This is a genomic window from Nocardia sp. NPDC005998 (genome assembly GCF_040614395.1).
Classification (GTDB): domain Bacteria; phylum Actinomycetota; class Actinomycetes; order Mycobacteriales; family Mycobacteriaceae; genus Nocardia.
In genome coordinates, this window is the sequence record NZ_JBEXUI010000007.1 from 207841 (window position 1) to 232213 (window position 24373).

General features: G+C 66.3%; 25 protein-coding genes. 16 read left to right on the forward strand and 9 right to left on the reverse strand.

Annotated features, from left to right (window positions below; all coding sequences use genetic code 11):
- Positions 1-93 precede the first annotated feature (93 nt).
- The 4 genes from ABZ293_RS13535 to ABZ293_RS13550 all read left to right on the forward strand — a co-directional run bounded on the left by ABZ293_RS13535 (position 94) and on the right by ABZ293_RS13550 (position 3615).
- On the forward strand, positions 94-882 hold the full coding sequence (locus ABZ293_RS13535; protein ID WP_355180305.1) for a CPBP family intramembrane glutamic endopeptidase: 789 nt from the start codon (positions 94-96) through the stop codon (positions 880-882).
- A gap of 105 nt (positions 883-987) precedes the next feature.
- Complete coding sequence (locus ABZ293_RS13540; protein WP_355180307.1) at positions 988-2436, forward strand: LCP family protein; 1449 nt, start codon at positions 988-990, stop codon at positions 2434-2436.
- Positions 2437-2446: 10 nt separating this feature from the next.
- The gene (locus ABZ293_RS13545) at positions 2447-2995 is read left to right on the forward strand and encodes a ferritin (protein ID WP_354958658.1); all 549 of its coding nucleotides are present in this window, start codon (positions 2447-2449) and stop codon (positions 2993-2995) included.
- Between the two features lie 71 nt (positions 2996-3066).
- On the forward strand, positions 3067-3615 hold the full coding sequence (locus tag ABZ293_RS13550) for a ferritin (RefSeq protein ID WP_354958657.1): 549 nt from the start codon (positions 3067-3069) through the stop codon (positions 3613-3615).
- A 295-nt stretch (positions 3616-3910) separates the two neighbouring features.
- Here the strand turns inward: ABZ293_RS13550 and ABZ293_RS13555 are convergent, their stop codons facing one another.
- From ABZ293_RS13555 to ABZ293_RS13570, 4 genes are all read right to left on the reverse strand, one after another.
- Positions 3911-4834 carry a DUF5926 family protein gene (locus ABZ293_RS13555; protein ID WP_355180308.1) on the reverse strand — a complete coding sequence of 308 codons (924 nt, stop codon included), beginning with the start codon at positions 4832-4834 and terminating at the stop codon, positions 3911-3913.
- Positions 4835-5078: 244 nt separating this feature from the next.
- Positions 5079-5846 carry a glycerophosphodiester phosphodiesterase gene (locus tag ABZ293_RS13560; RefSeq protein ID WP_354958655.1) on the reverse strand — a complete coding sequence of 256 codons (768 nt, stop codon included), beginning with the start codon at positions 5844-5846 and terminating at the stop codon, positions 5079-5081.
- Complete coding sequence (locus ABZ293_RS13565) at positions 5843-6883, reverse strand: DUF4328 domain-containing protein (RefSeq protein ID WP_355180310.1); 1041 nt, start codon at positions 6881-6883, stop codon at positions 5843-5845. The genes ABZ293_RS13560 and ABZ293_RS13565 overlap by 4 nt, the downstream gene beginning before the upstream one ends.
- Before the next feature lie 21 nt (positions 6884-6904).
- A complete protein-coding gene (locus ABZ293_RS13570) occupies positions 6905-7276 on the reverse strand; it encodes a rhodanese-like domain-containing protein (protein WP_355180312.1) in 372 nt (123 codons plus the stop codon).
- A 586-nt stretch (positions 7277-7862) separates the two neighbouring features.
- Here ABZ293_RS13570 and ABZ293_RS13575 point away from each other — a divergent pair.
- Positions 7863-8474, forward strand: a complete 612-nt coding sequence (locus ABZ293_RS13575) for a hypothetical protein (protein ID WP_355180314.1) — start codon at positions 7863-7865, stop codon at positions 8472-8474.
- A 53-nt stretch (positions 8475-8527) separates the two neighbouring features.
- On the opposite strand, the gene msrA is transcribed toward ABZ293_RS13575, so the two are convergent.
- Positions 8528-9184 carry a peptide-methionine (S)-S-oxide reductase MsrA gene (gene msrA / locus ABZ293_RS13580; protein WP_355180380.1) on the reverse strand — a complete coding sequence of 219 codons (657 nt, stop codon included), beginning with the start codon at positions 9182-9184 and terminating at the stop codon, positions 8528-8530.
- Between the two features lie 313 nt (positions 9185-9497).
- Between msrA and ABZ293_RS13585 the strand changes: the two genes are divergently transcribed.
- The 4 genes from ABZ293_RS13585 (at position 9498) to ABZ293_RS13600 (ending at position 12587) form a co-directional block, all read left to right on the forward strand.
- Positions 9498-10121, forward strand: coding sequence for a superoxide dismutase (locus ABZ293_RS13585; RefSeq protein WP_354958666.1), 624 nt, complete (start codon positions 9498-9500; stop codon positions 10119-10121).
- A gap of 385 nt (positions 10122-10506) precedes the next feature.
- The gene (locus tag ABZ293_RS13590) at positions 10507-11034 is read left to right on the forward strand and encodes a peptidase (protein ID WP_354958651.1); all 528 of its coding nucleotides are present in this window, start codon (positions 10507-10509) and stop codon (positions 11032-11034) included.
- A gap of 159 nt (positions 11035-11193) precedes the next feature.
- Entirely contained in the window at positions 11194-11676 is a 483-nt protein-coding gene (locus tag ABZ293_RS13595; protein ID WP_355180316.1) for a GNAT family N-acetyltransferase, read from the forward strand.
- Positions 11677-11768: 92 nt separating this feature from the next.
- On the forward strand, positions 11769-12587 hold the full coding sequence (locus ABZ293_RS13600) for a class I SAM-dependent methyltransferase (protein WP_355180318.1): 819 nt from the start codon (positions 11769-11771) through the stop codon (positions 12585-12587).
- A gap of 252 nt (positions 12588-12839) precedes the next feature.
- Here ABZ293_RS13600 and ABZ293_RS13605 read toward each other — a convergent pair whose 3' ends face one another.
- On the reverse strand, positions 12840-13607 hold the full coding sequence (locus ABZ293_RS13605; RefSeq protein WP_354958646.1) for an SDR family NAD(P)-dependent oxidoreductase: 768 nt from the start codon (positions 13605-13607) through the stop codon (positions 12840-12842).
- 177 nt (positions 13608-13784) lie between these two features.
- Between ABZ293_RS13605 and ABZ293_RS13610 the strand changes: the two genes are divergently transcribed.
- Together ABZ293_RS13610 and ABZ293_RS13615 are read left to right on the forward strand one after the other, a co-directional pair.
- Entirely contained in the window at positions 13785-14663 is an 879-nt protein-coding gene (locus ABZ293_RS13610) for an SDR family NAD(P)-dependent oxidoreductase (RefSeq protein WP_355180320.1), read from the forward strand.
- Positions 14664-14698: 35 nt separating this feature from the next.
- A complete protein-coding gene (locus ABZ293_RS13615) occupies positions 14699-15376 on the forward strand; it encodes a TetR/AcrR family transcriptional regulator (RefSeq protein ID WP_355180322.1) in 678 nt (225 codons plus the stop codon).
- A gap of 379 nt (positions 15377-15755) precedes the next feature.
- On the opposite strand, the gene ABZ293_RS13620 is transcribed toward ABZ293_RS13615, so the two are convergent.
- From ABZ293_RS13620 to ABZ293_RS13630, 3 genes are all read right to left on the reverse strand, one after another.
- On the reverse strand, positions 15756-16481 hold the full coding sequence (locus ABZ293_RS13620; protein WP_355180324.1) for a TMEM165/GDT1 family protein: 726 nt from the start codon (positions 16479-16481) through the stop codon (positions 15756-15758).
- Between the two features lie 444 nt (positions 16482-16925).
- Positions 16926-18878, reverse strand: coding sequence for a molecular chaperone HtpG (gene htpG, locus ABZ293_RS13625; protein ID WP_355180326.1), 1953 nt, complete (start codon positions 18876-18878; stop codon positions 16926-16928).
- Complete coding sequence (locus ABZ293_RS13630; RefSeq protein ID WP_355180382.1) at positions 18875-20551, reverse strand: TM0106 family RecB-like putative nuclease; 1677 nt, start codon at positions 20549-20551, stop codon at positions 18875-18877. Before ABZ293_RS13630 ends, htpG begins: the two co-directional genes overlap by 4 nt.
- Before the next feature lie 369 nt (positions 20552-20920).
- On the opposite strand from ABZ293_RS13630, the gene ABZ293_RS13635 reads away from it, so the two are divergent.
- From ABZ293_RS13635 to ABZ293_RS13655, 5 genes are read left to right on the forward strand one after another with little or no spacing between them, the layout of a single operon-like run.
- Positions 20921-21571: a DUF6474 family protein gene (locus tag ABZ293_RS13635; RefSeq protein WP_355180328.1), complete on the forward strand. Its 651-nt coding sequence runs from the start codon at positions 20921-20923 to the stop codon at positions 21569-21571.
- A 7-nt stretch (positions 21572-21578) separates the two neighbouring features.
- Positions 21579-22145, forward strand: coding sequence for a hypothetical protein (locus tag ABZ293_RS13640; protein ID WP_355180329.1), 567 nt, complete (start codon positions 21579-21581; stop codon positions 22143-22145).
- Positions 22146-22187: 42 nt separating this feature from the next.
- Entirely contained in the window at positions 22188-22847 is a 660-nt protein-coding gene (locus tag ABZ293_RS13645) for a YcnI family protein (RefSeq protein WP_355180331.1), read from the forward strand.
- Complete coding sequence (locus tag ABZ293_RS13650; protein ID WP_355180333.1) at positions 22844-23407, forward strand: copper resistance CopC family protein; 564 nt, start codon at positions 22844-22846, stop codon at positions 23405-23407. The genes ABZ293_RS13645 and ABZ293_RS13650 overlap by 4 nt, the downstream gene beginning before the upstream one ends.
- A gap of 13 nt (positions 23408-23420) precedes the next feature.
- Positions 23421-24356 (forward strand): CopD family protein, encoded by a 936-nt coding sequence (locus tag ABZ293_RS13655; protein WP_355180335.1) that lies wholly within the window; start codon positions 23421-23423, stop codon positions 24354-24356.
- Positions 24357-24373 lie beyond the last annotated feature (17 nt).

Genomic DNA, 24373 nt, shown 5'->3' on the forward strand with positions numbered 1-24373 from the left:
CGACGGGCACTCATGGGCACGCCCAGCAGCGCGTCGACCGCAACCGACACGCGCATCACCCGTGCAGAAGGTATGGGCAATAGATTCGGACGCATGCGTGCAGAGACCGGTCCCGATCGGGACGAGCCCGTGAGCGATCGGGAGCGGCTGGGGATACGGCTCGAGATCCTGGTCGTTCTGGTCGTGACCTTTGGGCTGAGTGGGCTCAATGCGGCGCTGTCGCTGCTCGACAGTGCGTTGTCGCCGGGTGGCGTCGGCGGGCGGACCGTTGCGCTGAATCCCACGCGAGCGGCGCAGTCGACCATCGATCTGCTGTTCCAGTTGCTCAGCGCACTGCGTTTGGGCGGATGGGCCGCCCTGGGGCTGTATCTGTTGTGGCGCAGCGGAATCGGGCCACGAATGATCGGGTTGGCCCGGATTCATTGGCGTTCCGATGTGGCGCCGGGGCTGGTGCTGGCGGCCGTCATCGGGTTGCCGGGGCTCGGGTTGTATCTGACCGCACATGCGCTGGGGTTCAGCGTGACGATCGTGCCGAGTTCGCTCGGTGACCACTGGTGGCGGTTGCCCGCGCTCATTCTGGCGGCGTGTGCGAATGCGGCGGCGGAGGAGATCGTGGTGGTGGCCTATCTCATTACCCGGCTGCACAGGCTGGGTTGGTCGGAGAACCGATCGCTGCTGGCCTCGGCGCTGCTGCGGGGCAGTTATCACCTGTATCAGGGCTTGGGCGGTGGGCTCGGGAACCTGGTGATGGGCTTGATCTTCGGTCGGTTCTGGCAGCGCACGAACCGGCTGTGGCCGCTGGTTTTGGCCCACGCCACCATTGATGCGGTCGCCTATATCGGCTATACATTGCTGCGCGGTCACGTTTCCTGGTTGCCGTAACATACGCGGGTCCGGGCGGCGAATTATCGAAGAGCGCTCATCCGAGCGAACGAACCAGCGGCCGCTCGTCAAGCCCCCCGACGGCCCACGATAAGTAAAGTCTGAATGATGAACGGCGACGACCCCCAGCGCTACGAGCGGACGCGGCGGGCGCCGCAACCCTTCGGAAACCCGGGTGCGCCGTCCAAGCCACCGCAGCGACGCGAACCGCACCACCCGGCTCCGGGCCGCGATCCGCACAGCCAGCCCCCGGGTCGTCGCGACCCGCACCCGCCGGGACACGACCCCGGGCGCGTCGAACGCACCAAAGTGATCCGACACGACGGGTCGAACCACGCCCAACCACTGGCGTACTCCCAGGTGCCACCGGAGCCCGCCGCGGCACGGATGCCACCGCCGACCCGCAGGCCCGCGCCGACGCACGCGCCGACCCAGCAGCCGCAGCCGTACCGCGATCCCCAGCCCCGCGGTGTGCCCGGCTACGCACCGCCGCAGCAGCCGCAGCCGTATCGGGATCCGCAGCAGCTGCGCTCGCGTCGCGAGGCCCCACCGCCGCCCCCGCCCTCGTTGCCACCGTCGCGCCGGGAGCGCGAACCGCGACCGCCGCGCCGCCGCAAACTGCACCTGTTCCGCTGGTTCCTCGTGCTGTTGGTGGTGCTGGTACTCGCGGTGGTCGGCGCGATCGTCAAACTCGACGGTTCGCTCAATCGGATCGACGCACTCGCGAATTACGCCGACCGCGTCGGCGATACCCCCGGCACCAACTGGCTGCTCGTCGGCTCCGACGGCCGGGCCGGGCTGACCCCCGAACAGGAACAGGCACTCGCCACCGGCGGTGAGGTCGGGCCCGAGCGCACCGACACGATCATGCTGGTGCACATCCCGAAATCGGGCGCGACCACCCTGGTCAGCCTGCCGCGCGATTCCTACGTGGGCATTCCGGGCCACGGCAAGGACAAGCTCAATGCCGCCTTCGCCTTCGGCGGCGCGCCACTGCTGGTGCAGACCGTCGAGACCGCCACCGGAGTGCACATCGATCACTACGCGCAGATCGGCTTCGGCGGATTCGCGGGCATCGTCGATACGCTCGGCGGCATCGATATCTGCGTGCCGAAGGCCATCGACGATCCGCTCGCTGGCGTCGATCTGCAGGCGGGATGCCAGACGCTGGATGGGCCGCAGGCGCTGGGTTTCGTGCGCAGCCGCGCGACCGCCCTCGCCGATATCGACCGGATGAACCACCAGCGCCTGTTCATGGCCGCCCTGCTGAAGAAGGCGACCAGCGCTGGCACACTGGCCAATCCCTTCACACTGTGGCCGCTGGCCAGCGATACCGCGAAATCGCTGAAGGTCGATAAGGGCGATCACATCTGGAACCTCGGCCAGCTCGGCTGGGCAATGCGCGGCGATACGGTGGCGACCACCGTTCCGATCGGCGGGTTCACCGATACCGACAGTGGCAATGTGCTGCTGTGGGATAAGCAGAAGGCGGGCCAATTCTTCGACGACATCGCCAGGGACCAACCGATTCCGGAAGATCTGCTGACGAGGTAGCGTCGGGTCCATGCCGGACACCGACGCAGACGAGCCCTTCCCCGCCCTGCTGCGCGACCAGATCCGTCGTGGCTTGACCGCCGCGCAGCAGTATCTGGCCGCCGCCGTCTACTTCGATTCGAATCGCCTGCCGCAGTTGGCAAAACACAGCTACAGCAAGTCCGACGAGCACCGCTCGCACGCCCTGCGCATGGTGCAGTACCTCCTGGATCGCGATCTGGAGGTACAGGTGGGCGGCCTGGATGACGTGCAACCCACCTTCGAATCGCCGCGTGGGGCCGTCGTCTTCCTGTTGGAATCCGAACGCGCCCGCAACGCGCAGATCTCCGAACTGGCTCGGACCGCCCGTGCCGCAGGCGACTATCTCGGCGAGCAGTTCATCCAATGGTTCCTCAGGGAACAGGTGGAGGATGTCGCCGGGATGACCACGTTGCTGACGGTGATCGACCGTGCGGCAGGTGATCTGTTCGATGTCGAGGACTTCATCTCGCGCGAGCTGCGCACCACACAGCGCGCCGACATGACCGCACCCAAAATGGCGGGCGCGCGCCGAAATTAATTAGGCAATACTTGCCTCAATAAGGCTGCACTTGGATGACACGCGGCCTGACCAGCGCTAATGTCGCAACTATGTCCAGCCATCCGGAGTCCCCCCGCAGCAAATTCCACGGCCTGCTCCACGACCAGATCCGGCATGAATTCAATGCCGAACATCAATACATCGCGATCGCGGTGTGGTTCGACAATGCGGATCTGCCACAGCTGGCCAAGCGTTTCTATGCACAGGCGGTCGAAGAGCGCAATCACGCAATGATGATCGTGCAGTACTTCCTCGATCGGGATATCAGCGTCGAACTTTCCGGTATCGACCCCGCGAAATCCCATTTCGAGAATGCTCGCGAACCGATCGCGCTGGCCCTCGCGCAGGAAAAGAACGTCACCGATCAGATCATCCAATTGGCGAGCACGGCCCGCGAAGAGGGCGATTACCTGGGTGAACAGTTCATGCAGTGGTTCCTGAAGGAGCAGGTGGAGGAGGTCGCCAATATGACAACCCTGCTCACCATCGCCGATCGTGCCGGATCGAACCTGTTCGACCTGGAGGATTTCATCGCCCGCGAAATGAGCGGTCCGAGCGATACTTCCGGGGCCCCGTCCGCGGCGGGCGGCAGCATCTAGTCCGCGATTTCCGAGAGCGAAACAGGGTCGGCTCGCCGCGACGAGCCGACCCTGTCGCTGTTATTAGAACGCGGGGCACGCAACCCCCGCTATCAGCAATACGACTTACTTGGCACTCATGGTGCTGAGCAGCGTCTTGAGCAGCGTGAGAATGGCGTCCATGGTGTTCCCTACTTTCCTCATCATTCGGTGAGAGTGTCCCTCACCACCACCAGCTTTCGGTGATGCAGTGAACCTAACCGAGTGCGATTAGAAAGGGGGGTGTTTCACAAAATTCTCTGTGATTTTTTTCGAATCACCGAAGGGTGACCTGACGAGACCGCAGTCCGTCGCGGGACCGACGCTCGTCCGCCGAGAGCGGAGCGGTATCGGCCAGCGCCGCCACCAGTCGGTCACCGAACTCGATCGCAGGTTTGGTCCACTCGCTGGCATGCAACTCCGGGTCCAGATCGAAAACCGGCACCAGCAGGCCGTGCGTGCGGAAGGAACCCGCGAAACGCGACCCCTCGCCCAGTTGCAATCCACCCGCGGCGTGCAGCCGGGCCAGCGCCAGCATCAGATCGTCCTCATGCTCCGGACGAACCCAGCGCACATGCGCCTTCTCACCCGCGTCGACCCACCAGGCGGCACCGATGGCATCCGGACCGAGATCCAGTCGCGCCGAGGGCATGATCGCCTGCTTGGCCTGTTCGATGGTCGCGGCGACCTGCGGATCGGGCTGTACGCCCTCGGGCACCCACCAGTCGAAGTCCTGGTGCACGGTCAGCTCCAGTGCCGCGTCCGGGTCGATCACATCGGCCAATCGCGGTCCGCCCGCGACACTTTCGACCGCGGTCAGCGATTCGCCCGGTTCGGCGGACTGCGTCCAGAGGATGGCGGCCGCGAGGTCGGCGGCCGGATCCACACCCTGGAACTGCACCTGCGCGGCGACATACCCGGTCGGCGGCTCGCCCGCCCGCACCAATGCGGCGACCGCGCCCGGCAGCACCGTGGCGAGTACGACGGAACGCTCCGCCGCGATATCGGCCGATAGCTTCAGCGTCGCGGTCGCCGACGGCACGAACTCGCGCAGCGCCACGAGATCGCATTCCGCGGCCAACCCCTGGAACGGACGCGTGACGGCCTGCGCCGCCTGCTGTTCCAGGGCGGCCCGCCGCTCGGCGAGACGCTGGGCCCGGTTCCCTCCGGGCTTCGGACTATTGCGCTTGCTTTTACCCACGGCAGGTCAAACTACATGGTGCGGATCGATATGTGCCGCGCGCCGCTCTGAGTCATTTGCTGCGCAACGCGCTGCGTCTTCGCGGCACCCGATGCTTCGACGACTCGACTGCCTTCAATAGCCATGACTTCGCGCGACCGAATCGATGACAGTGTCTTCGCCCGGCCGTGAACGGTCAAGGGTGAGAATCGCTCCGCGAGTGGCTGCGCTGCGACGAAAAGCTATGCGGCCGAAGCAATTCGACTCAGGCGGCCGCCAGCAGCGCCTTGGTGCGGGCCGGGTGGTTGGTGGCGACCCAGCTGACGCCGAGATCGGCGCACAGGCGCACATCGTCGGGGTCGTCGACGGTCCAGCAGTAGGTGGCGCGTCCCGCCGCGGCGGCCTTGTCGACCAGGTCCGGATGCTCGCGCAGGGTTTTCACCGAGGGGCCGACGGCGGTGGCGCCGACCGTGGTCGCGGCGCCGCCGCCCAGGTAGCGCGATGATTCGCCGAGTAGCACCGTCGGCAGCAGCGGCGCGGAACGGCGGATCCGCCAGACCGCGGTCGCCGCGAAGGACATGACCACCGCGCGGGAGTGATCGGCGGAGGCGGGGGTGGCGATGCCGAAGCGCTGGAGTTCGGCAAGCAGCTTGTTCTCCACCAGCGCGCCGTAGCGCACCGGATGTTTGGTCTCGATGAACAGCTTGGTCGGCCTGCTGCGCCAATCCAGGACCAGCTCGATCAATTCGCTGAGAGTGAGCACCGAAGCCGGTTCGCCCGCCGCGCCGAAATCGAGGCCCTTGAGCTCATCTAGGGTCAACTCGCTGACCAGTCCGGTGCCCGATGAGGTCCGGTCGACGGTGCGGTCGTGCACGCAGACCAGGTGCCCGTCCCTGGTCAACCGGACATCACACTCCACGCCATCGGCGCCCTCCTGTAGCGCCAGCTCGTAGGCGGCGAGCGTATGTTCCGGGCGGGCCGCCGAGGCTCCCCGGTGCGCGACGACGAACGGTGCGCGACTGCCCTGGCTCACTTGGCCAAAACCTCCTCATGCTCACGGTGCGGTGTAGTTGTCTCGGGCATTTCCACCGGCTCGGCGGCTTGCTCTTTCACGGCGCCACCCGGCTGCACGGGTTCGATCACCGGCACCACGGGGTCGACCGCCATCACCCACCGGCGCGCGATCCTGGTGCGGCCGAACAGATCACGACCGGTGATCGACCGCTGCACCCAGAGGGTGAGCACCGCGACCCCCGCGGCGGCGAGATCGGTGAACGCGGTGAACAGCACACCATCCGCCTTGGCCTGCAGGGAATCCGCGGTCCGCCACAGCAGCGCCGCCACCGTACACGCCGCGCCGAGCAGCCATCCGAGCCACCAGATGCGCACGGCCCGCAGCGCCCGGGGATCGGCGCGCACGGTGACCAGCTCGGTGAGGAAAACGCCGGGCCACAACAGATTCACCACCGGAATCAGACAGCCGAGCGCGAGCATCCGGACCGACCGCGGGTCACGCCGTCCGGCCTCGGCGAAGGCGGTTCGACGCGCCTCGATCAACCAGCCGAGCATCGCGAGCGCGCAGACCAATCCGAGCACCAGGCCGACCAATGCGGACAGCCACACCATCACATCGGAGAAGTGCAGCAGCAGCGACGGGATCAACCGGGTGCGGTTGCGCAGCAGAATCAGGTAACGCCCGAGTTCGGCGCAGGCGGCGACCGCGAATACCCCCGCAGTTGCGATGAGCAGCGCAGCGGCCCGGTTCGTCAACCGGTCCAATGGCCGCCGGACCTCGGCGGCGGATCGGACCGGCGGATCCACCAGACCCCAGCGCGGAATCTGCTGATACCGCGGAGTTTCCAGGGACGGCCGCGGCCGGCTCGAGCTCGGCCTGCGGATGCGCTGATCGGGGCGGCGTGCCACCCAGCGGTAGTTACGCCGCTCGGCGGGTGCATCGATGGGCGCCGGTGACAACAGCACGCCACGGCAACGCGGGCACCAGTGCATCGGGGTCGTCTGCACGGCCCAGCGCGCGCCACAGCGCGCACAAGGTTGTACCACCGTACTCATGGCGCCCCTTACTCTCTCGCCTCAGTAAATCTTTGCCTGGTGATCGCCGTCCGCGACCAGCGGACGGCCCGCCCGCTGCCAGGCGACCATGCCACCGCTGACGTTGATCGCCTCATATCCGATGTATGTCAAGTACTTGACCACCTCGAAGGAGCGGCCGCCCTGTCGGCAGACCACATAGAGCTCAGCGTCGTAATCCAGCTCGTCGACTCGCGCGGGCACATCGACCATCGGGATATGGATCGCTCCCGGCGCGTGCCCGAGGTCCCATTCGTCGTCTTCGCGCACATCGAGCAGGATCGCCCGCGGCGTTTCCGCGGCGACCTGCTCGGTCTGATCGAATTCGCCCGGCACGGCTTCCACCGGCACCGACGACACTTCGGGGCTCGTCACGCTTCGATCCTGCCATGGGTAGTGCACCGCGGGGGAGTTCCGGGCCCGCTGCGCGGGGGATGGACGGGGCACTTCACGGCCTCGACATCGGCACGTTACCTCAGGTATGTTCTGTGCTTCCGGATCCGGTTCGACGCCCCGCTCCGGCGCCGCTTGTGCATATCCTCGGTCGAAGTTATCCACATAATCCACAACTTGATCCACAGGCTTCAGCTATCACATAGCACACGACTCACAGGCTCTGGCTATCAAGAAAATGTTGAAAGAATTGGATCTACGAGGGCTGATGCGACTATCAGCGGATCAAGGACGCCATAACTCCAGGTTGCTGGTAGTCCCCCGACGCTCTTCCGATCGATTCTTCCGATCGATCCGAAGACGCGCGCTGGCGGTACGAACGACCGATCCGAGACTCCCCTCCTTGCCATCCCGGAGCGGTCATTCGCCGCGGCTTCGGGAACTGAGGCTGTGCAGTCCCGATATCTACTTGGACGCCGCTGATCGCCGATCGGTTCCGTAAAAACGAGAACGCCGACGAAAAACTGAAATACCGGGTTCCCGCAGGTGGTGTCGGTAGCCTGGGTGCATGGATGTGAGCAGGGGGCTTCTCGACGGAATGGATACGACCGAACTCGACACCGCACTCTCCGAGGCCGCATGCCTAGGGCTGCAGGTCGATACCGAAAACGCACAGCTGAGCCTGGATCTGGAGGTTCTTACGCTTCCGGTCGAAGGACCCGCACCGCAGGACTATCGCGTGAAGCTGATCTTCACCGGGGTCAGTCGGGTCGCGGCCTCGCTGCGCACTCAGCATTGGGACGATCTGGCCCCCACCGTGCTGCCGCTGCAACTGGACGGCCTGGACAAGGCCATCCGCAGCTTCGGCGGTGGACGGCTGCACGGCTGGGAATTCATCGATCTGGACGACAGCAGCTGGGTGCACTGGAGTGAACTGCTCAGCTTCGACACCAAGATCGACTCGCACGCCTCCGCGCATGTGCTGGAGTTCTCCCAGGAGGAGGGCATCGATCCGCGCGAACTCGACGTACGAGTCTGGTTCGACGGCATGACGATTCACGACGCGAACGGCACCGAGATCCCGGTGGCCCAGTTCATCGCGGGAGGGGTGCGCTGGTGGCAGGCGCATGACGCCGGCGATCCGCGGACCATGCGGCCCGGAATCGTGCCGCAGCTGTAAACATCGTCGAAATCGCCTACCGCACACCCGGTCACCGGGTGTGCGGTCGTATTTCAGGCCCCCGAACCGACCGGACAGGTGACACCGGTGGCATGCACCGGGCAATAGCCGCCCGGATTCTTGGCGAGGTACTGCTGGTGGTAGCTCTCGGCGTAATAGAACCCGGGCAGCGCGTGCCGCGGATCGGTCGCACCCGGTCCGGGCAGATCGGTGATCTCGGTGGTGATTTCGCCGTAGCCGACTGCCGCAAGTCGCTCGCCGTAGACCTGCGCGGTGCGGTGCGCGAGCTGTGCCTGCGCCGGATCGACGGTGAAGATCGCCGAGCGGTACTGGGTACCGCGGTCATTGCCCTGCCGCATGCCCTGGGTCGGGTCGTGGTTCTCCCAGAATTGCCGCAGCACGGCGCCGTAGTCGATGACCGCCGGATCGAAGACGATCAGCACCGATTCGGTGTGGCCGGTTCGCCCGCTGCACACCTCTTCGTAGGTCGGATTCGGCGTATACCCGCCGACATAGCCGACCGCGGTCGTGTACACGCCGTCGAGTCGCCAGAATTCTTGCTCCGCACCCCAGAAGCAGCCCATCGCCAGCACCGCGACCTGCAGGTCTTCCGGAAATGGCGGATGGATCGGGTGACCGTTCACATAATGGATATCCGGCACCGAGATTGGGTCGGGGCGGCCGGGTAAGGCCTGCGCCGGCGTAACCATGACCGGCTCGGGTAGACGGAAGCGTCCGACCAGTTCGTCGTACCACGACATGGTTCGATGCTAGTCCGCCTCCCCGAATCTCTTGGCCGATGAGTTTGGTACCCCATCAGGTCTATACCGGACCACCGGTGGGGTAGATGGCAGAGTTAGCCCATTCCGACGAATTACCCATGTGCTCACGAAAACCGGTCGTTGCGAAGGCAACCGGAATGAGGGGGCACAGGGTGAGGTTGGAACCCATCGGGTGTACGAATGATGGTTGGATGTGCGCGACGACGAGGGCGCACCCGGCCCGACATTAGGAAGGGACATCGTGGCTGAGTACACGTTGCCAGATCTGGATTACGACTACAGCGCCCTGGAGCCCCACATCTCCGGGCAGATCAACGAGATTCATCATTCCAAGCACCACGCCGCCTATGTCGCGGGCGTCAACGCGGCCCTGGAGAAGCTCGAGGCCGCGCGCGAGGCCGGCGACCATGCCGCCATCTTCCTGAACGAGAAGAACCTGGCCTTCCACCTGGGCGGACACGTCAACCACTCGATCTGGTGGAAGAACCTCTCCCCCAACGGTGGCGACAAGCCGACCGGCGAGCTGGCCGCCGCGATCGACGACCAGTTCGGTTCGTTCGACAAGTTCCGCGCGCAGTTCACCGCCGCGGCCAACGGCCTGCAGGGCTCCGGCTGGGCGGTGCTCGGCTATGACACCCTCGGCCAGAAGCTGCTGACCTTCCAGCTCTACGACCAGCAGGCCAACGTGCCGCTCGGCATCATTCCGCTGCTGCAGGTCGACATGTGGGAGCACGCCTTCTACCTGCAGTACAAGAACGTCAAGGCGGACTACGTCACCGCGTTCTGGAACGTCGTCAACTGGGAAGACGTGCAGGAGCGCTTCGCCCGCGCCATCGGCCAGGCCAAGGGCCTCATCTTCGGCTGAGTCAGTTCACCTTCGGGCCCGCGAACACGCCATTCGAGGCGACCGGTTCGCGGGCCCGATCGTGTTTTGTGGCTCGGCCTCGGCTCAACGCTGAGACGTTCGATGTCTCGTGATTCGGTCCATGGGCCTACCTCAGGTTTCGAGCGAAGCGAGATCGAACATGTGCCGTTCGCGGTCCGGCTCGCGCCCGAGTGGCCGGTGCGACACGACGCACTCGTGAGCAGCGGTCGCTCGGACGTGAGCCACCAGGAGGCCGCGAACACGCGGCTGCCAGAAGCACTAGCACTCTTTGGTACTTGTGTGCCAGGTGAGTATTGGCGCATTCTCGGGAATCCACAGTTCGAGGACGGGCAACGCCGCCCCCGGTTCCATGACGGGAGGCATCATGCATACGAATGGACCCATCGGCATCACGCCGTTCCATGCCCGCGGATCGCTGCGGGGGTTCGTCATATCCGGCCGCTGGCCCGATACCACCAAGGAATGGGCGCAGGTGCTGGTGCTCGCCGTGCGGGTGGCATCGTTTCCCGGATTGCTGACCACCTCGACCGTCTTCGGCGTGCGCGAGGAGCTGCCGGATGATCCGGCGCCCGGCACCGTCGGCCTGGTCCTCGCCGAGGGACCGGTGCTCGGTGAGCAGGCGCTGGCACCCGGTCGTTTCGCCGACCACGTGCCAGCGGCCCTGCTGATGCTGCATCCGCCCTCGGAGACCAGGCCGTCACTGCCGGAATGCGTGGGCGCGGCATCGGGCTGTGTGCTGCTGCCCGGCGTCCCGCACCTGGGACTCGAGCATCGCGCCGCCTGGGCCGAGGCGGAATCCGACGGCACGGTCACCTCCCTGGTCAGCCGGGTCGGCTTGGACCCGATCAGCGATCCCGACACCGCGGTGTTGGCCATGCTGCTCGCCGCATAGGCGGCACCGGCTGCACCGCGCCATCGGGCATTTCGTCACCGAGGCGAGCGCCGAAGCGGCGGTGGCGCATGCGCGCATCGAAATGCGCTGGAATCGCGACGGGCGGAGCGTGATAAGGCCAACACCTCGCAATGCGAGCAATTGCGCACAATGAATAGTGTGCAGAAAGTGAACGGGCCGGTGATCCGGGCCGCCCGTGCCGATGACTATGACGCCATCGCAACCGTCATCGATGACTGGTGGGGGCGCTCGGTGCTATCCCACCTGCCGAGGTTGTTCCTCGATCATTTCTATCGAACCAGCCTGGTCGCCGAGGTTCCGGTGGCACGGATGCGGGAGCCGACCGATTGGCTGGCCGGATTTCTGATCGGCTTCCTCTCGCCGTCCGAATCCGATGAGGCCTACATCCATTTCGTCGGCGTTGATCCGCAGTCGCGCAAGAGCGGCCTGGCACGCGAACTGTACGAGCGGTTCTTCGCGATCGCCCGGGCGAACGACCGGCACATCGTGAAGGCGATCACCTCGCCCGGCAACGACGCGTCGATCGGCTTCCATCGACACCTCGGTTTCACGGTCACCGGCCCGGTGCGCGACTACAACGGACCGGGCCATCACCTGATCACCTTCGAACGCAAGATCTGATCCGCTTCGCGCGCAGCGAGATTCGCCCGTGTTGGTGGGTCCGCGTGGTGCGGCACGGTTTAGCCTTGGACCGTCGAAAGGATTGTCAGCAGATGTCTGGAAACCCGCTTGCCGCCGCTGAACCCTGGGATCTCGTTGCCGACGGATACGCTGAATTCGGCCCGTCGATCATGGCGCCCTTCTCCGCGCACGCACTCGAACTCGCGGGTCTGTCGGCGGATTCGCATGTGGTGGACGTCGCCGCGGGGCCGGGCACACTGAGCCTGCCTGCCGCCGAACGGGTGGCTCGGGTGACTGCCATCGACTTCTCGGAGCCGATGCTCCAGCGACTCGCCGAGGACGCTCGGGCGGCGGGGCTGACCAATATCGAGGTGAGCGTCGGCGATGGACAGGCGCTGCCCTTCGACGATGATCAATTCGACGCGGGCTTCTCGATGTTCGGGCTGATGTTCTTTCCGGATCGGGCCAAGGGTTTCGCCGAATTGTTCCGAGTGCTGCGCCCTGGCGCCATCGCCGTGGTGTCGAGCTGGGCGCCGGTGGCCGAATCGCCACTCATGCGACTGATGTTCGGGGCGTTCGCCGCCGCCGACCAGTCCATCCAGGAGCCCCGGCCCAACTTCCTCAACCTGGAGAATCCGGAGGTCTTCGCCACCGAGATGCAGACCGCGGGCTTCGCCGGGGTGAGCATCCAACGGCATACCAGCGCACTCGTTTTCGCCAGCTCCGACGAGATGTGGGAAACCATGATGCGCAGCAGCGCGCCGCTGGTGCTGATGCGGCGCACCGTCGGAGAGCAGGTGTGGGCCGAACGAGCCGAGATCATGCGTGCCTACCTCGCCGAGAACTACCGCCCGAATATGCCCCTGTCCACTACGGCATTCCTCGGCATCGGCCACAAACCGAACCGCTAACTCCCTGCTCAGCTGAGGAATCGGTGAGCGCGGCGACAACTGCCTCGGGCTGCTCTTCGGCAAGGTGGTAACCGCAGTTCGCGATCTCGCGCACCTGGACATCGGTCGCTTTGGCCGGCAGGAGATCTCGCAACGCCGGAGTGATCTGGACGCGCGGTTTCCCGGGCTGTTGGATCTGGTGCTCACTCGGTCATGACAAACGCCCCGCCATCCAGACGGAGGCGGGGCGCGGTTGCCTTGCGGCGCAGGCGGTTAACGGGGGGCCATGCGCAGGGCGCCATCCATGCGGATGGTTTCGCCGTTCAGGTAGTCGTGCTCGACGATGTACTGCGACAGCTGGGCGTACTCGTCGGGGCGGCCGAGGCGGGACGGGAAGGGCACACCGGCCTCGAGGCCCTTGCGGTACTCCTCGGTGACACCGGCGAGCATCGGGGTGTCGATGATGCCGGGGGCGATGGTGTTCACGCGGATGCCGAACTGCGCCAGGTCGCGCGCGGCCGGGACGGTCATGCCGTGGACGCCGCCCTTGGAGGCCGAGTACGCGATCTGGCCGATCTGGCCCTCGAACGCGGCGACCGAGGCGGTGTTGATGATGACGCCGCGCTGGCCGTATTCATCGACGGTGTCGGTCTTGGCGATCGCGTCGGCGGCCAGGCGCATGACATTGAAGGTGCCGAGCAGGTTGACAGTGATGACGGTGCGGAACAGCTCCAGATCGTGCGGGCCGTTCTTGGACAGGATGCGTCCGGCCCAGCCGACACCGGCGCAGTTCACCACGATGCGCAGCGGCACACCGGATTCCACGACCTTCGCGACCGCGGCGGAGACCTCGTCGTTGCTGGTGACGTCGGCCGGGATCAGGGTGACGCCGTCGGGCACATTGTCCCCGGCCCGCTCGATGGATTGGGGTACATCGAGTCCGAAGACGGTTGCGCCGAGATCGGCGAAACGCTTGGCAGTGGCGGCGCCGAGGCCGGATGCGCCTCCGGTGATGATGGCGGCGGAACCCGAAATCTCCACGATGGTCCTCTCGTTCGTGACAGCCAGTTGGCCCTTCGTCAATTTGCACCCTAACGGGTCCTATGTGAGAGCCCGATCACGGCTCCCTGACACCCGGAGCCCACCGCGCACAACGTGGCCGAATAGACAGAAAATTATTTGCGAACATATCTGTTCACAGCTGGTATCGTCGCTGGTATGAAGCTGTTTTCCGCCGCGTCCGTGGCCGGGCGCCGGATTCTGATCACTGGAGCGGCGCGCGGTATCGGTGCCGCATTGGCACGCCAGTTGCACGCGAAAGGGGCCAAGGTCGCCCTACTCGGCCTGGAGGCCGACCTGCTCGCCGAGGTGGCGCACGAATGCGGAGACGCACCCTGGCGGTATTGCGATATCGCCGATCACCTGCAGGTCGAGCGGGTGGTGAACACGCTGGTCAGCGAGCTCGGCGGACTGGATGTGGTGGTGGCCAACGCCGGGGTGGCGAAGCAATTGGCACTGCTCGGCGGGGATCCGCAGGTCATGGAGGAGACGCTCGCGGTCAATGTGCTCGGTGTCTACTACACGCTGCGCGCGGCGGGACCGCACATCTGCCATTCGAATGGATACGCGCTGGTCGTCTCGTCGCTGGCGGCCGCGGTGAATCTGCCGCTGGTCGGGGCGTACAGCGCGTCGAAGGCCGGTGTGGAGGCGCTCGGCAATACGTTGCGCCATGAGATCAGGCATACCGGGGCCAAGGTCGGGGTCGCGTATTTCGCCGAACTCGATACCGATATGACCTCGCGCGGTTTCGGTACCGCCGCCGCCCGGGCCATCCTCGGCCGGTCGACGGTCTCGGGGGTGGCGCCGCTCGGTCCCGCGATCGATGCGGTCGAGCGCGCCATCGCGCGACGCAAGCGTCAGGTCGTTTCGCCGTGGTGGGTGGCGGTGGCGCTGCCGTTCCGGCCGATCGCGCAGCGCGTCATCGATATCTCGCTGCGCCGCGGTGTGGCGCGGGCATTGGAGATCGCGCGTACCGAAGAGGCGCCGTTCACCACCGACCAACCGGCCCGCCCCCGCAAAATGGACCGACCGGCATAGCCGGACACCGTACGACCGACCATCGGAGCCACCGCATGCCCCAATCCGCCAGCAGCGCCCGCCAACTCCCCCGGGGCAGACACGGCCTGCCGAGGGAGGAGGTGATCGCCTCGCAGCGCGAGCGGATCCTGAGCGCGATGGCCGAGGCCATGGTTGAGAACGGATACGTCGGGACCTCGGTCGCGGCCATCCTGAAGCGGGCCGGGGTGTCGCGGGAGACCTTCTACGAGCAATTCCGTTCCAAGGAGGACTGCTTCGAGGCCGCCTACGAGCGAGCCGTCGAGCTGCTGATCGCCAATATCGCCGATGCCATCAGCGGGCCGGAATCCGATGCCGAGACCGCGGACCCGGCCGATCCGGACCGGTTGGGCCGGATCCTGGAGGCGTATTTCGACGGGCTGATCGCCGAACCCGCATACGCCCGGCTCTATCTCGTCGAGGTATACGCGGTGGGTTCGAAGGCGGTCGCCCGGCGCGCCGAACTGCAGGAATCCTTCGTCACGATGATCGCCGATGTCCTCGACGCCCGTACCGAACAGCAGCACTTCGCCTGCCAGACCCTGGCCGCCGCGGTCAGCGCGATGGTCACCGCACGCATCGCCGTCGATGATCTGGCCGGACTTCGAGCTCTCCGGGAACCGCTGTTGGACCTGCTGCGCCGCAGCGGCGATCTGTACGGCGAGGCGATGTCGCACTCCGAGGTGCGTGCCTGAGCGCTCGGAGCGCAGCGGCGAGCTGGCGCCTCTGATCGCGCGATCCAAGGTGCGCCATGATCGGATGTGCGCCCAGCGCATCACGGTTAGCGGGTTGCTCGACAGCGCGATCCGAGGTGCCTGCGTCAACGGTGCATGCCCAATGCATCGCGCGGGCCACCGAACAGCGCCGCCGCCGGTGGCACGCCCGCCGATTCACCGAGGTCGCCGCCCGCGATCGGGGACCGCGGGTCGGGGCCCCTCGCCCGACACCGCGACGCCGAGACCAGCAGCGGCAGCCGGACCGCAGTACATCGGCACTTGCGACTCGACGGCTACCGGTGGAGCAAATGCGGGTGCGGCACCGGGCGGCCGCACGGCAGCAGACGGGGACGATCGGTCAGTGCATCTCCTCGGCAGCCTCGGCCGCTGGCCGGTCCGGAACGAGTTCGGTGCGGCGTGCAAGCCGTGCTCGGATCAGCAGGGCAGCGCCTGCGGCGGCCGGGGCGAGGATGGCGAATGCGCCGCCGGTGAGCACGCCGATGCCGGGGATGGCCGCGGCGAGCAGGCTCGCGGTACCGAAGTAGAGGAACAGCAGGCCGGAGCCGATGCCGATGACATGTTCCGGAAGGTGTTTGCCGACCAGGATGCCGACGGCGATGGCAAGGGCGTCGGCGGCCACCATGCCGATGGTGGAGCCGATCCAGACACCGATCCAGCTGTTGTCGGTGGCCAGTGCGGCGGTGGCGAACATGGTTCGGTCGCCGAGTTCGGCGAGCAGGAATGCGGAGAGCACCACGAAGTACGGGGCGGTATTCGTGCGCGGCGGCTTCGGGTCGGCGTCATGGGCGTCATCGCCGCCGAAATGCTCGCGCAGGGTCCACAGGCCGACGGCCAGGAAGGTGATGGCGGCCACCAGTGCGATGGCGCGGGTCGGCAATGCGGCACCGAGGAAATAGCCGACGCCGACGGAGATCAGATGCACCGTCGCGGTCGCGGTCGCGATGGCGCCGAGCACCACCCACCAGCGGTAGCGCAGCGCGAATGTCAACGCCATGAGCTGGGACTTATCACCCAACTCGGCGAGAAAGACTATTCCGACGCTCAGCAGAATCGTGGCGATCATGTGGTGTGCACTCCCGGGTCTCCGGCCTGTCGGCCAGGAGATCGGGTACGCCTCCGGCCGACAACGAAATGGTTGTCTCGGCCGAAGGTCTCGCCCACCGGATCTACGCCGGTTCACGCTGCCGGATCCGCACCCTCGTGAGGTGACGGACCAGTATGTCGACAGCGCAATTGCGGGCTACTCCCCTTCGCTGGCACCGACTCTACCCCCGCGGCGGCGCCCGCGGCAAACCGTTGTAATCGAAATCGCAATGCGCACAATAAGTTTGGCGCTCCAATGGTTGAGTTTCGGGTGCCCTTATAGATACGGCAGGAGGTGCTGATCCGAAAATGAGCTAGCCCTTGGCAACCACATCGGCACTGCCGCCCAGCAGAAGTTGTCGCGTAAGCAAATGGCCGCCTCACACAAGGTGTGAGGCGGCCAGTGCGGCAGCGATGAAACTACTCAGAGCGTGCGGGTCAGCCGCTCGGTGAGGATCTGCGCGAATCGGGCCGGATCCTTCAGCTCCCCGCCCTCGGCCAGAACCGCTGTGCCATAGAGCAATTCGGCGGTTTCGGTGAGTTCGGGGACCTTACCCGCGTCGGCGTCCTGCTTGCGCGTGTCGTAGGCGTCGCGCAGACCGGTGACCAGCGGATGAGTCGGGTTGAGCTCGAGGATCCGCTTGGTCTCGGGCACCAACTGCCCGGACGCGCGGTACATGCGCTCCAGCATCGGGGTGAAGTCGAAGACATCACCGACGAGGCAGGCGGGCGAGGTGGTGAGCCGATTGGTCAGGCGCACCTCCTTGACAGTGTCCAGCGTCTTGCCGAGCCAGGTGAGCACCTCGGCGAAGTCCTTGTCCTGCTGTTCGCGCAGCGACTCGGTGGCCTTCTTCTCCTCCTCGGTCTCCAGATCGACCTCGCCCTTGGCGATGGACTGGAACGGCTTGCCGTCGAATTCGGTCACCGAGCCGACCCACATCTCGTCGACCGGATCGGTCAGAATCAGCACCTCGCGGCCCTTGGCCTTGAAAGCCTCCATATGTGGGGAGCTTTCGATCTGCTGACGGGTCTCGCCGGTCATGTAGTAGATGGCGTCCTGGCCGTCCTTCATGCGCTCGACGTACTGCGCGAGCGTCGTCAACTCCTCGTTGGAATTGGTCGAGGCGAACGACGAAACCTGCAGCAGCGTCTCGCGATTGTCGAAGTCCGAGAGCAGCCCCTCCTTGAGGACGCGGCCGAACTCCTTCCAGAACGTCTGGTACTTCTCCTGATCGTCGGCACCCTGCAGATCCTTGACCGTGGACAGCACCTTCTTCACCAGACGCTTGCGGATCATCTGGATCTGCCGGTCCTGCTGCAGGATTTCCCGGGACACATTGAGCGACAGGTCCTGCGCATCCACCACACCCTTGACGAAGCGCAGATACTCCGGCATCAGCTCCTCGCAGTTGTCCATGATGAACACCCGCTTGACGTAGAGCTGCACACCGCGCTTGTGCTCGCGGGTGAACAGATCGAACGGTGCGTGTGACGGAATGAACAGCAGCGCCTGATATTCGAAGGTGCCCTCGGCCTTCATCGGGATGATCTCCAGCGGATCGTCCCAGCCGTGGCTGACGTGCTTGTAGAACTCCTTGTACTCCTCGTCGCTGACCTCGCTCTTGGGGCGCGTCCACAGCGCCTTCATGGAGTTGAGGGTCTGCTCCTCGAGAATCGTCTTCTCGGTCTTCTCCTCGCCCTCACCCTCGGTGACGGTCCGCTCCACCTGCATGCGGATCGGCCAGGCGATGAAGTCGGAGTACTTCTTGACGATTTCGCGGAGCTTCCACTCCAGCGTGTAGTCGAAGAGGTGATCTTCCTCGTCGGCAGGCTTCAGGTGCAGCGATACCGAGGTGCCCTGCGGACCGTCGTCGACGGTTTCGATGGTGTAGGTCGACTGGCCCTCGGACTCCCAGCGGGTGCCCTCGGTCTCGCCCGCCTTGCGTGTGGTCAAGGTGACCTTGTCGGCGACCATGAAGGTCGAGTAGAAGCCGATGCCGAACTGGCCGATCAGCTCCTCGGCGGCCGCCTCGGACTTGGCCTCGTTCAGCTTTTTGCGCAGCTCGGCGGTACCGGATTTGGCCAGTGTGCCGATGAGATCGACCACCTCGGCACGGGACATGCCGATGCCGTTATCCCGGACCGTCAGGATCCGGTTGTCCTTGTCGACCTCCAGCTCGATGTGCAGATCGGAGGTCTCGACGTGCAGATCCTTATCGCGGAAGGACTCCAGCCGCAGCTTGTCCAGCGCGTCGGAGGAGTTCGAGATGAGCTCCCGCAGGAACGTGTCCTTATTGGAGTAGACCGAATGGATCATCAGCTCGAGCAGCTGATGGGTTTCTGCCTGAAACTCGAGTTGTTCGACGTGCTCAGTCACGTCGCGATAGTACGACTTTTGAAATCGGCCAGGCCAGGAACCTCACGATCGGCGCTATGCGGCCCCGGTTGGCGCGGCTTCATCCATTCGCGCAGCACCATGGTGGCGCGGACATCGTCCTCGTTGTATTCGAGCAGCCGGGTGCGCTGGCTCAGGTCGGGTTCGCCCTCGTAGCCGACGGCCAGCCGATACCAGCTCATCGACGCCTCGCCGCCCGCCTCGGGATCGCGCCAGGAGAATCCGGCCACCGGCGCGATCTTCTTGAGCCCCTTGCCATTCGGGCAGATGAACTGGTCGGTGACGGCCTGGAACATATCCACCCACTGCGGTCCGTCGACGAACGCACGCACCTGATCAACCGTCGGCACCCCCGGCCGACCCGCGAACCGGCGCGCCGACTCGTAGAGCCATTTGTCCTCGGCGGTGCGCGAATAGCAGTAGGCGGCAAAGGTTTTCCCGGCCGCAATGGCCTCGGCGCGCACGGTCATCAGCCAGGTCCAGAATTCGCCGAAGGACCGCCCCTCGTCCTCGGTCGGCAGCGGATCCCAGGTGACGAACGGGCGGTACACGCCGTCGAGCAGCGTGCCCCACAGGTAGGCGCCGTACTCCTGGAAGCTCTCCAGATCGACGTCCACCTCAACATCGGCTCGGCGCACCCAGACCCGCTCGGCCCGGCGCACCAGCGGCGCACCAGCGAGCCAGGCCCGCGCGGTGACGACCGCCTCGTCGAACGGGCCGTGCTGCCAGTCGTCCGGATCGTCACCGACCCAGGCGGCCAGATCGTCGATGGTTTCGACCCCGTGCCCGCGCAGCACATCGGCGCGCGAGCCGGGCGCGACCAGGCTGACGTCCCGATGTTCGGTCAGCCAGCCCTCGCAGCTGCGCCCAGCGACCTGCGCCTCATCAGCGGGCGCCCCGCGCGTCCACCACGGGCATTGGCGGCATTCGGGCACCTTGGAGGGAACGGTCGGCAATTCCCCGCGCACCACCGCGATGCGATCGGCGTAGCGCCGGTCGTAATCGTCGAGCAGCGCGCCGAGATCGTGCACCAGGATGCGGTCGAAGTGGTAGCCGATCACGCCGCCGACCAGTGCCGGGCTGGCCAGACCGTGCCGCTGCAGCATGCGGTACAGATGCACGAGGCGCTGTTGGTCGCGGGGCTGCTGGCGCAGTTTGCGACTGGGATCCGGTTGCGGATTCCAGTGGTACGGATCCGAGGTGGTCGGGTGGAAGTCGGCCGGTTCGGGCTGACGCGGGTCGGTCACCTTGTGGTTGACCACGATCACCGGGATATAGCCGCCGCGATCGAGATCGCGCAGCAGGATCTCCGAACCGCCCCGGCGCCCGGTATCCGGTTCCTGCGGCAGCAATCCGCCCCAGATGTGTTGTGCGCCTTCGGCACACGCGCGCATGGTGGCCGCGGCCCGCTCGCCCGCGCGCAGGGTCGGATCGATCACCACCCAGTTGTCCGGATCGGCGGCGATCAGCGCCTCGCGGACCCGCGTGCGGTGCGCCGTCGCGGCCTCGCGGCGCTGGCGGACCCCGGGATCCTCGCTCACCTCGGTCAGCAGTTCGGGGTGGGCCGCGTTCAAATGCAGTCGGTGACGGCAGCCGATCAATGCCCTGGCATCGACAAATGCGGTCGGCGCCGCGGTTGTCGGCACCGCATTCACCTCGGCCTGCCGCTCGTCGGCTCCGCCTTCGTGATTGCGACCGTCGCGGTCACCGATGCCCGAATACACATACGCAGTATGGTCCAGACCCCTGACAACTCCGCGAGCCGCATGACATGACGGTGCGCAGACGGCTTCTCTGGTAGACAAGCATCGACCGACAAACGATTCGACGCCGACTCGATCACGCTCGGAGCCAGTCCTACGAGCGAGGAGTTCGCGGCCCGTCTCGGGTCCGAGTCGTCGAAGCGCATGCGATCAAGTCGCGAGTCTCGACGGCTCGGACCCGAAACATATGGGGGCCGCGAACACGCCGTGCCGTAGGCCCGGCAAAATGACACAGTGAACCAGCATGACGGAGGGCCTTCGATGGGTTTGTTCACGAAGCGCAAGCGGCGGCCGAGCCGCAGGGCAGAGGCGAAAGCCCTCAAGCACAAGGCCGCCATGGAGGCAAGACTCGGCGCCAGGAACGACCGCAAGGCCCGGCGCGCGGAGGCGCGCACCCAGAGCAAGGTCGCCAAGGCCCAGATCGCCACCCTGCAGGCGGAGGAGAAGGCCGCACTCAAGGTGGCGGCCAAGGCCGAACGGGATCCGTTCAGTGCGAGCCAGGTCCGCAAATACCTCGGTGTCGCCCGGGTGCTCGTGCCCGTACTCGCGCCGCTGGCCTACCGCGCCGCAACCTTCATCCGCGGCCAGATCGATACCCGGCGGGCGCATCAGCTCGGCATCGGCGTCGAACAGCTCGGTGATTTCAGCGGCCACGGCGGTCACCTGCAGGCCAGGATCACCAATACCGAAGCCGCCCTTGACAAGATCGGTGCACAGACCGGCGACAAGGCGAACAAGGGCGAGACCCAGAAGTTCGTCGCGGCCACCCAGGACCGGCTCGGCAATCTGACCGCCGCGATTCAAACCGCCGAGCAGATGCCCGCGCCGCGCCGCCGCGCCGTGCACGCGTCGATCTCGAACGAGCTGTCCGGTATCGAGGCCGACGTGCTGGCGCGCCTCGGCGTCAGCTGAGCCAGCGATGCGTCCCGGTCCGTCCACCGGCAGCCTGCGCGGCTGCCTGGTCGGCGGCACGGTCGGGGCGCTCGCCATCGCAGCACACGGTGTCGCGGGCGGCGGATTTCCGGATTCGGCCGAGGCGGCACTGCTGCTGGTTGTTTCGGCGCTGACGGGCTGGGCCGCGGCCTACGGTGCGAGGTCATTGCGGCGCGACAGCGGTGCAGCTGCGGCCCCTGGCGCGGTACTCGGTCCGCTCGTGCTCGGCCAGCTCGCCGGACATGCGGTGTTATCCGGACTGATCGACCACTCCCATACCCACGATCCGAGCTCGACCGATCTCGCTCGGTCCTATCTGCCCACCGGCTGGATGCTGGTGGCGCACCTGATCGCGACTCTCGGCTGTGTCGCGCTGATCCTGTTGGCCGAGCGCCTCTATGCCTTGGCATCCAGTGTCATTCGCGCGGTGTCGACCGCCGGATCACCGCCCGAGATCACCGGCCCGATCCGCTGGCCGAATCCGGGTCTCGGGCACTACAGCTTTCCGCCGAAGGGCGCGATCGGTCCGCGCGCGCCACCGGTGTCGGCCTGACCCGCCACACCCAAACCCCTTCGGACAGAAAGCACTTCACCCATGCGCACGCAGATCTCGCGCGCCTGCACGGCCGCAACCGCCGCCGGCCTGGTTCTCCTCGCGGGCGGTACCGCCTCCGCACACGTCACCGCCGACGCACCGGGGGCCACCCAGGGCCAGTATTCGGTGGTCACCTTCAAGGTCCCGACCGAATCGGAGACCGCGAACACCACCGCGCTGACCGTCACGCTGCCCAACCTCAAGAGCGCACGCACCGAACCCATCCCCGGCTGGACTTCCAAGGTCAGCCGCAATGACAAGGCCGAGGCCACCTCGGTCACCTGGACCGCCGATCCCGGCGCACCCGGCGTCGGCCCCGGTCAGTTCCAGCGCTTCGTACTCTCGGTCGGCCCGCTGCCGTCCCAGGACACGCTCAGCTTCCCGGCCACCCAGACCTACAGCGACGGCAAGGTCGTGAAATGGGATCAGCCGATGGGCGCCGACGGCTCCGAACCCGAGCACCCAGCGCCGACGCTCAACCTCGCCGCAGCAAAGGGCGGCGAGGGCCACGATGGCCACCACGTCGACAGCGAAGCCGCCACCGAGAAGTCGAACGACACCGACAACACCGCGCGCTGGCTGGGCGGCATCGGCCTCGCCCTCGGCCTGCTCGGCGTCGCGCTCGGTCTCGGCAATGTGATTCGCGGACGCCGGGCATGAGCGGCATCGCGACCAAGGCCACGCGCCGTCTGATCGCCGGATTCGTCGCCGGTCTGCTCCTCGTGGGCGCTGGCGCGCTCGCCGCCGGAACGGCCGCGGCGCATTCGGCCCCGGTCAGCAGCGTGCCCGCCGATGGGGCGAGTATCGAAACCGGTCCGGAGCGGGTGAGCATCACGTTCAACGAACCGCTGCAGACGAGCTTTCCGGCACTGACCGTGGTCGGCCCGGACGGCAACCTGTGGTCCAAGGGCGACCCGACGGTGGATGGCCCCACCGTCAGCGTCGCGGTCGGCGAACTCGGCCCGACCGGCGTCTACAAGATCGGCTACCGGGTCACCTCGGCCGACGGACATCCGGTCAAGGGCGAGCTGACCTTCACCCTCACCAAGGCGGGCAATGGCACGCCGGGCCCGAAGGCCAATAGCCAGAACGGTTCCGGCGATAAGGGCGACTCCGACGGAATTCCGTTGTGGGTCTTCATTGTCGGCGCTGTCATCCTGTTCGGCGGTGGTCTCGCGTTCGCCCTGTTCGGCGGTAGGGGCCGGAAACCGCAGCGGTGAGAAGAGCAGACGGGTGAACAAGGCACAGGGCACGACCGGCGGGCACGCGCAAGCGTTGCTGCTGGTCGTCCCGGCCGGGATACTCGGGGTGGCACTCGCCCTGATCCTGGCCACCCCGGCTCCCGCCCAAAGCGCAAGCATCGTCCGGGTGCTCGCAGATTGTGCCGGTGCGACCGTGCTCGGGCTGGCCGCGCTACCCAGGCTGCACGATCGGCTGCGGCCGCCGTGGCGAATGCTCGCGATACTGGCCGGGATCTGGTGTGTCACCGAATTCGCGGTGCTGGTCTTCGAGGCGGCCGCGGTCGTCGGCGCGCCGGTCGGCAAGCTCACTGCCGCCCAGTTCGGCAACTTCCTGGTCGAGATCAGCGGCGGTCAGGTCGGCATCGCGGTGCTGATCGGCAGCGGTGCGGTCGCCTGCTACGCGGCGCTGGCGTTCCGACGACCCGAGACCGCATCGGCCGATCTGGTGCTGGTGTTCGCCGCGGTGGCGCTGGCGCTGCGGCCGATCACCGGGCATATGTCGCAGCAACCCTTCGGTTCGGTGCTCGCCGCGGTGCATGCGCTGGCTGCGGCGGCCTGGTTCGGGCTGCTGGTCGCGCTCGCGCTGGTCGTGCGGACCCGCGGTGAGTGGGCGGTGACGCTGCCCCGGTATTCGGCGGTGGCATTGCCGCTGGTCGGCATCGTCGCGGTGACCGGCATTGTGAACGGACTGGTGCGCATCGGCGGGATCACCCCGTTCGTGACGACCGGCTATGGCCGCATTCTGCTCGCGAAAACCCTTGTTCTGGTCGGTTTGCTCGCGCTGGGCTGGTGGTGGCGGCGCACCTGGGTGCCGCTCGCGACCAACCATCGGATGCTGGCCGAATCCTCGCTGCGGCGGGCGATCATCGAGGTTGTGGTGATGTCGGTGGCATTCGGTCTGGCGGCGACGCTGGCGGTCACCGCCTGACGCTTGCAAATGCAAGC

Bases quoted from the DNA above. Each gene is read 5' to 3' on its own strand.
- ABZ293_RS13620 (WP_355180324.1), bottom strand. From the start codon at position 16,481: ATGATCGCCACGATTCTGCTGAGCGTCGGAATAGTCTTTCTCGCCGAG.
- ABZ293_RS13535 (WP_355180305.1), top strand. From the start codon at position 94: ATGCGTGCAGAGACCGGTCCCGATCGGGACGAGCCCGTGAGCGATCGG.
- ABZ293_RS13600 (WP_355180318.1), top strand. From the start codon at position 11,769: ATGTCTGGAAACCCGCTTGCCGCCGCTGAACCCTGGGATCTCGTTGCC.
- ABZ293_RS13575 (WP_355180314.1), top strand. From the start codon at position 7,863: ATGGATGTGAGCAGGGGGCTTCTCGACGGAATGGATACGACCGAACTC.
- ABZ293_RS13545 (WP_354958658.1), top strand. From the start codon at position 2,447: ATGCCGGACACCGACGCAGACGAGCCCTTCCCCGCCCTGCTGCGCGAC.
- ABZ293_RS13650 (WP_355180333.1), top strand. From the start codon at position 22,844: ATGAGCGGCATCGCGACCAAGGCCACGCGCCGTCTGATCGCCGGATTC.
- ABZ293_RS13645 (WP_355180331.1), top strand. From the start codon at position 22,188: ATGCGCACGCAGATCTCGCGCGCCTGCACGGCCGCAACCGCCGCCGGC.
- ABZ293_RS13640 (WP_355180329.1), top strand. From the start codon at position 21,579: ATGCGTCCCGGTCCGTCCACCGGCAGCCTGCGCGGCTGCCTGGTCGGC.
- ABZ293_RS13615 (WP_355180322.1), top strand. From the start codon at position 14,699: ATGCCCCAATCCGCCAGCAGCGCCCGCCAACTCCCCCGGGGCAGACAC.
- ABZ293_RS13550 (WP_354958657.1), top strand. From the start codon at position 3,067: ATGTCCAGCCATCCGGAGTCCCCCCGCAGCAAATTCCACGGCCTGCTC.
- ABZ293_RS13590 (WP_354958651.1), top strand. From the start codon at position 10,507: ATGCATACGAATGGACCCATCGGCATCACGCCGTTCCATGCCCGCGGA.
- ABZ293_RS13565 (WP_355180310.1), bottom strand. From the start codon at position 6,883: ATGAGTACGGTGGTACAACCTTGTGCGCGCTGTGGCGCGCGCTGGGCC.
- ABZ293_RS13610 (WP_355180320.1), top strand. From the start codon at position 13,785: ATGAAGCTGTTTTCCGCCGCGTCCGTGGCCGGGCGCCGGATTCTGATC.
- ABZ293_RS13540 (WP_355180307.1), top strand. From the start codon at position 988: ATGATGAACGGCGACGACCCCCAGCGCTACGAGCGGACGCGGCGGGCG.
- msrA (WP_355180380.1), bottom strand. From the start codon at position 9,184: ATGGTTACGCCGGCGCAGGCCTTACCCGGCCGCCCCGACCCAATCTCG.
- ABZ293_RS13635 (WP_355180328.1), top strand. From the start codon at position 20,921: ATGGGTTTGTTCACGAAGCGCAAGCGGCGGCCGAGCCGCAGGGCAGAG.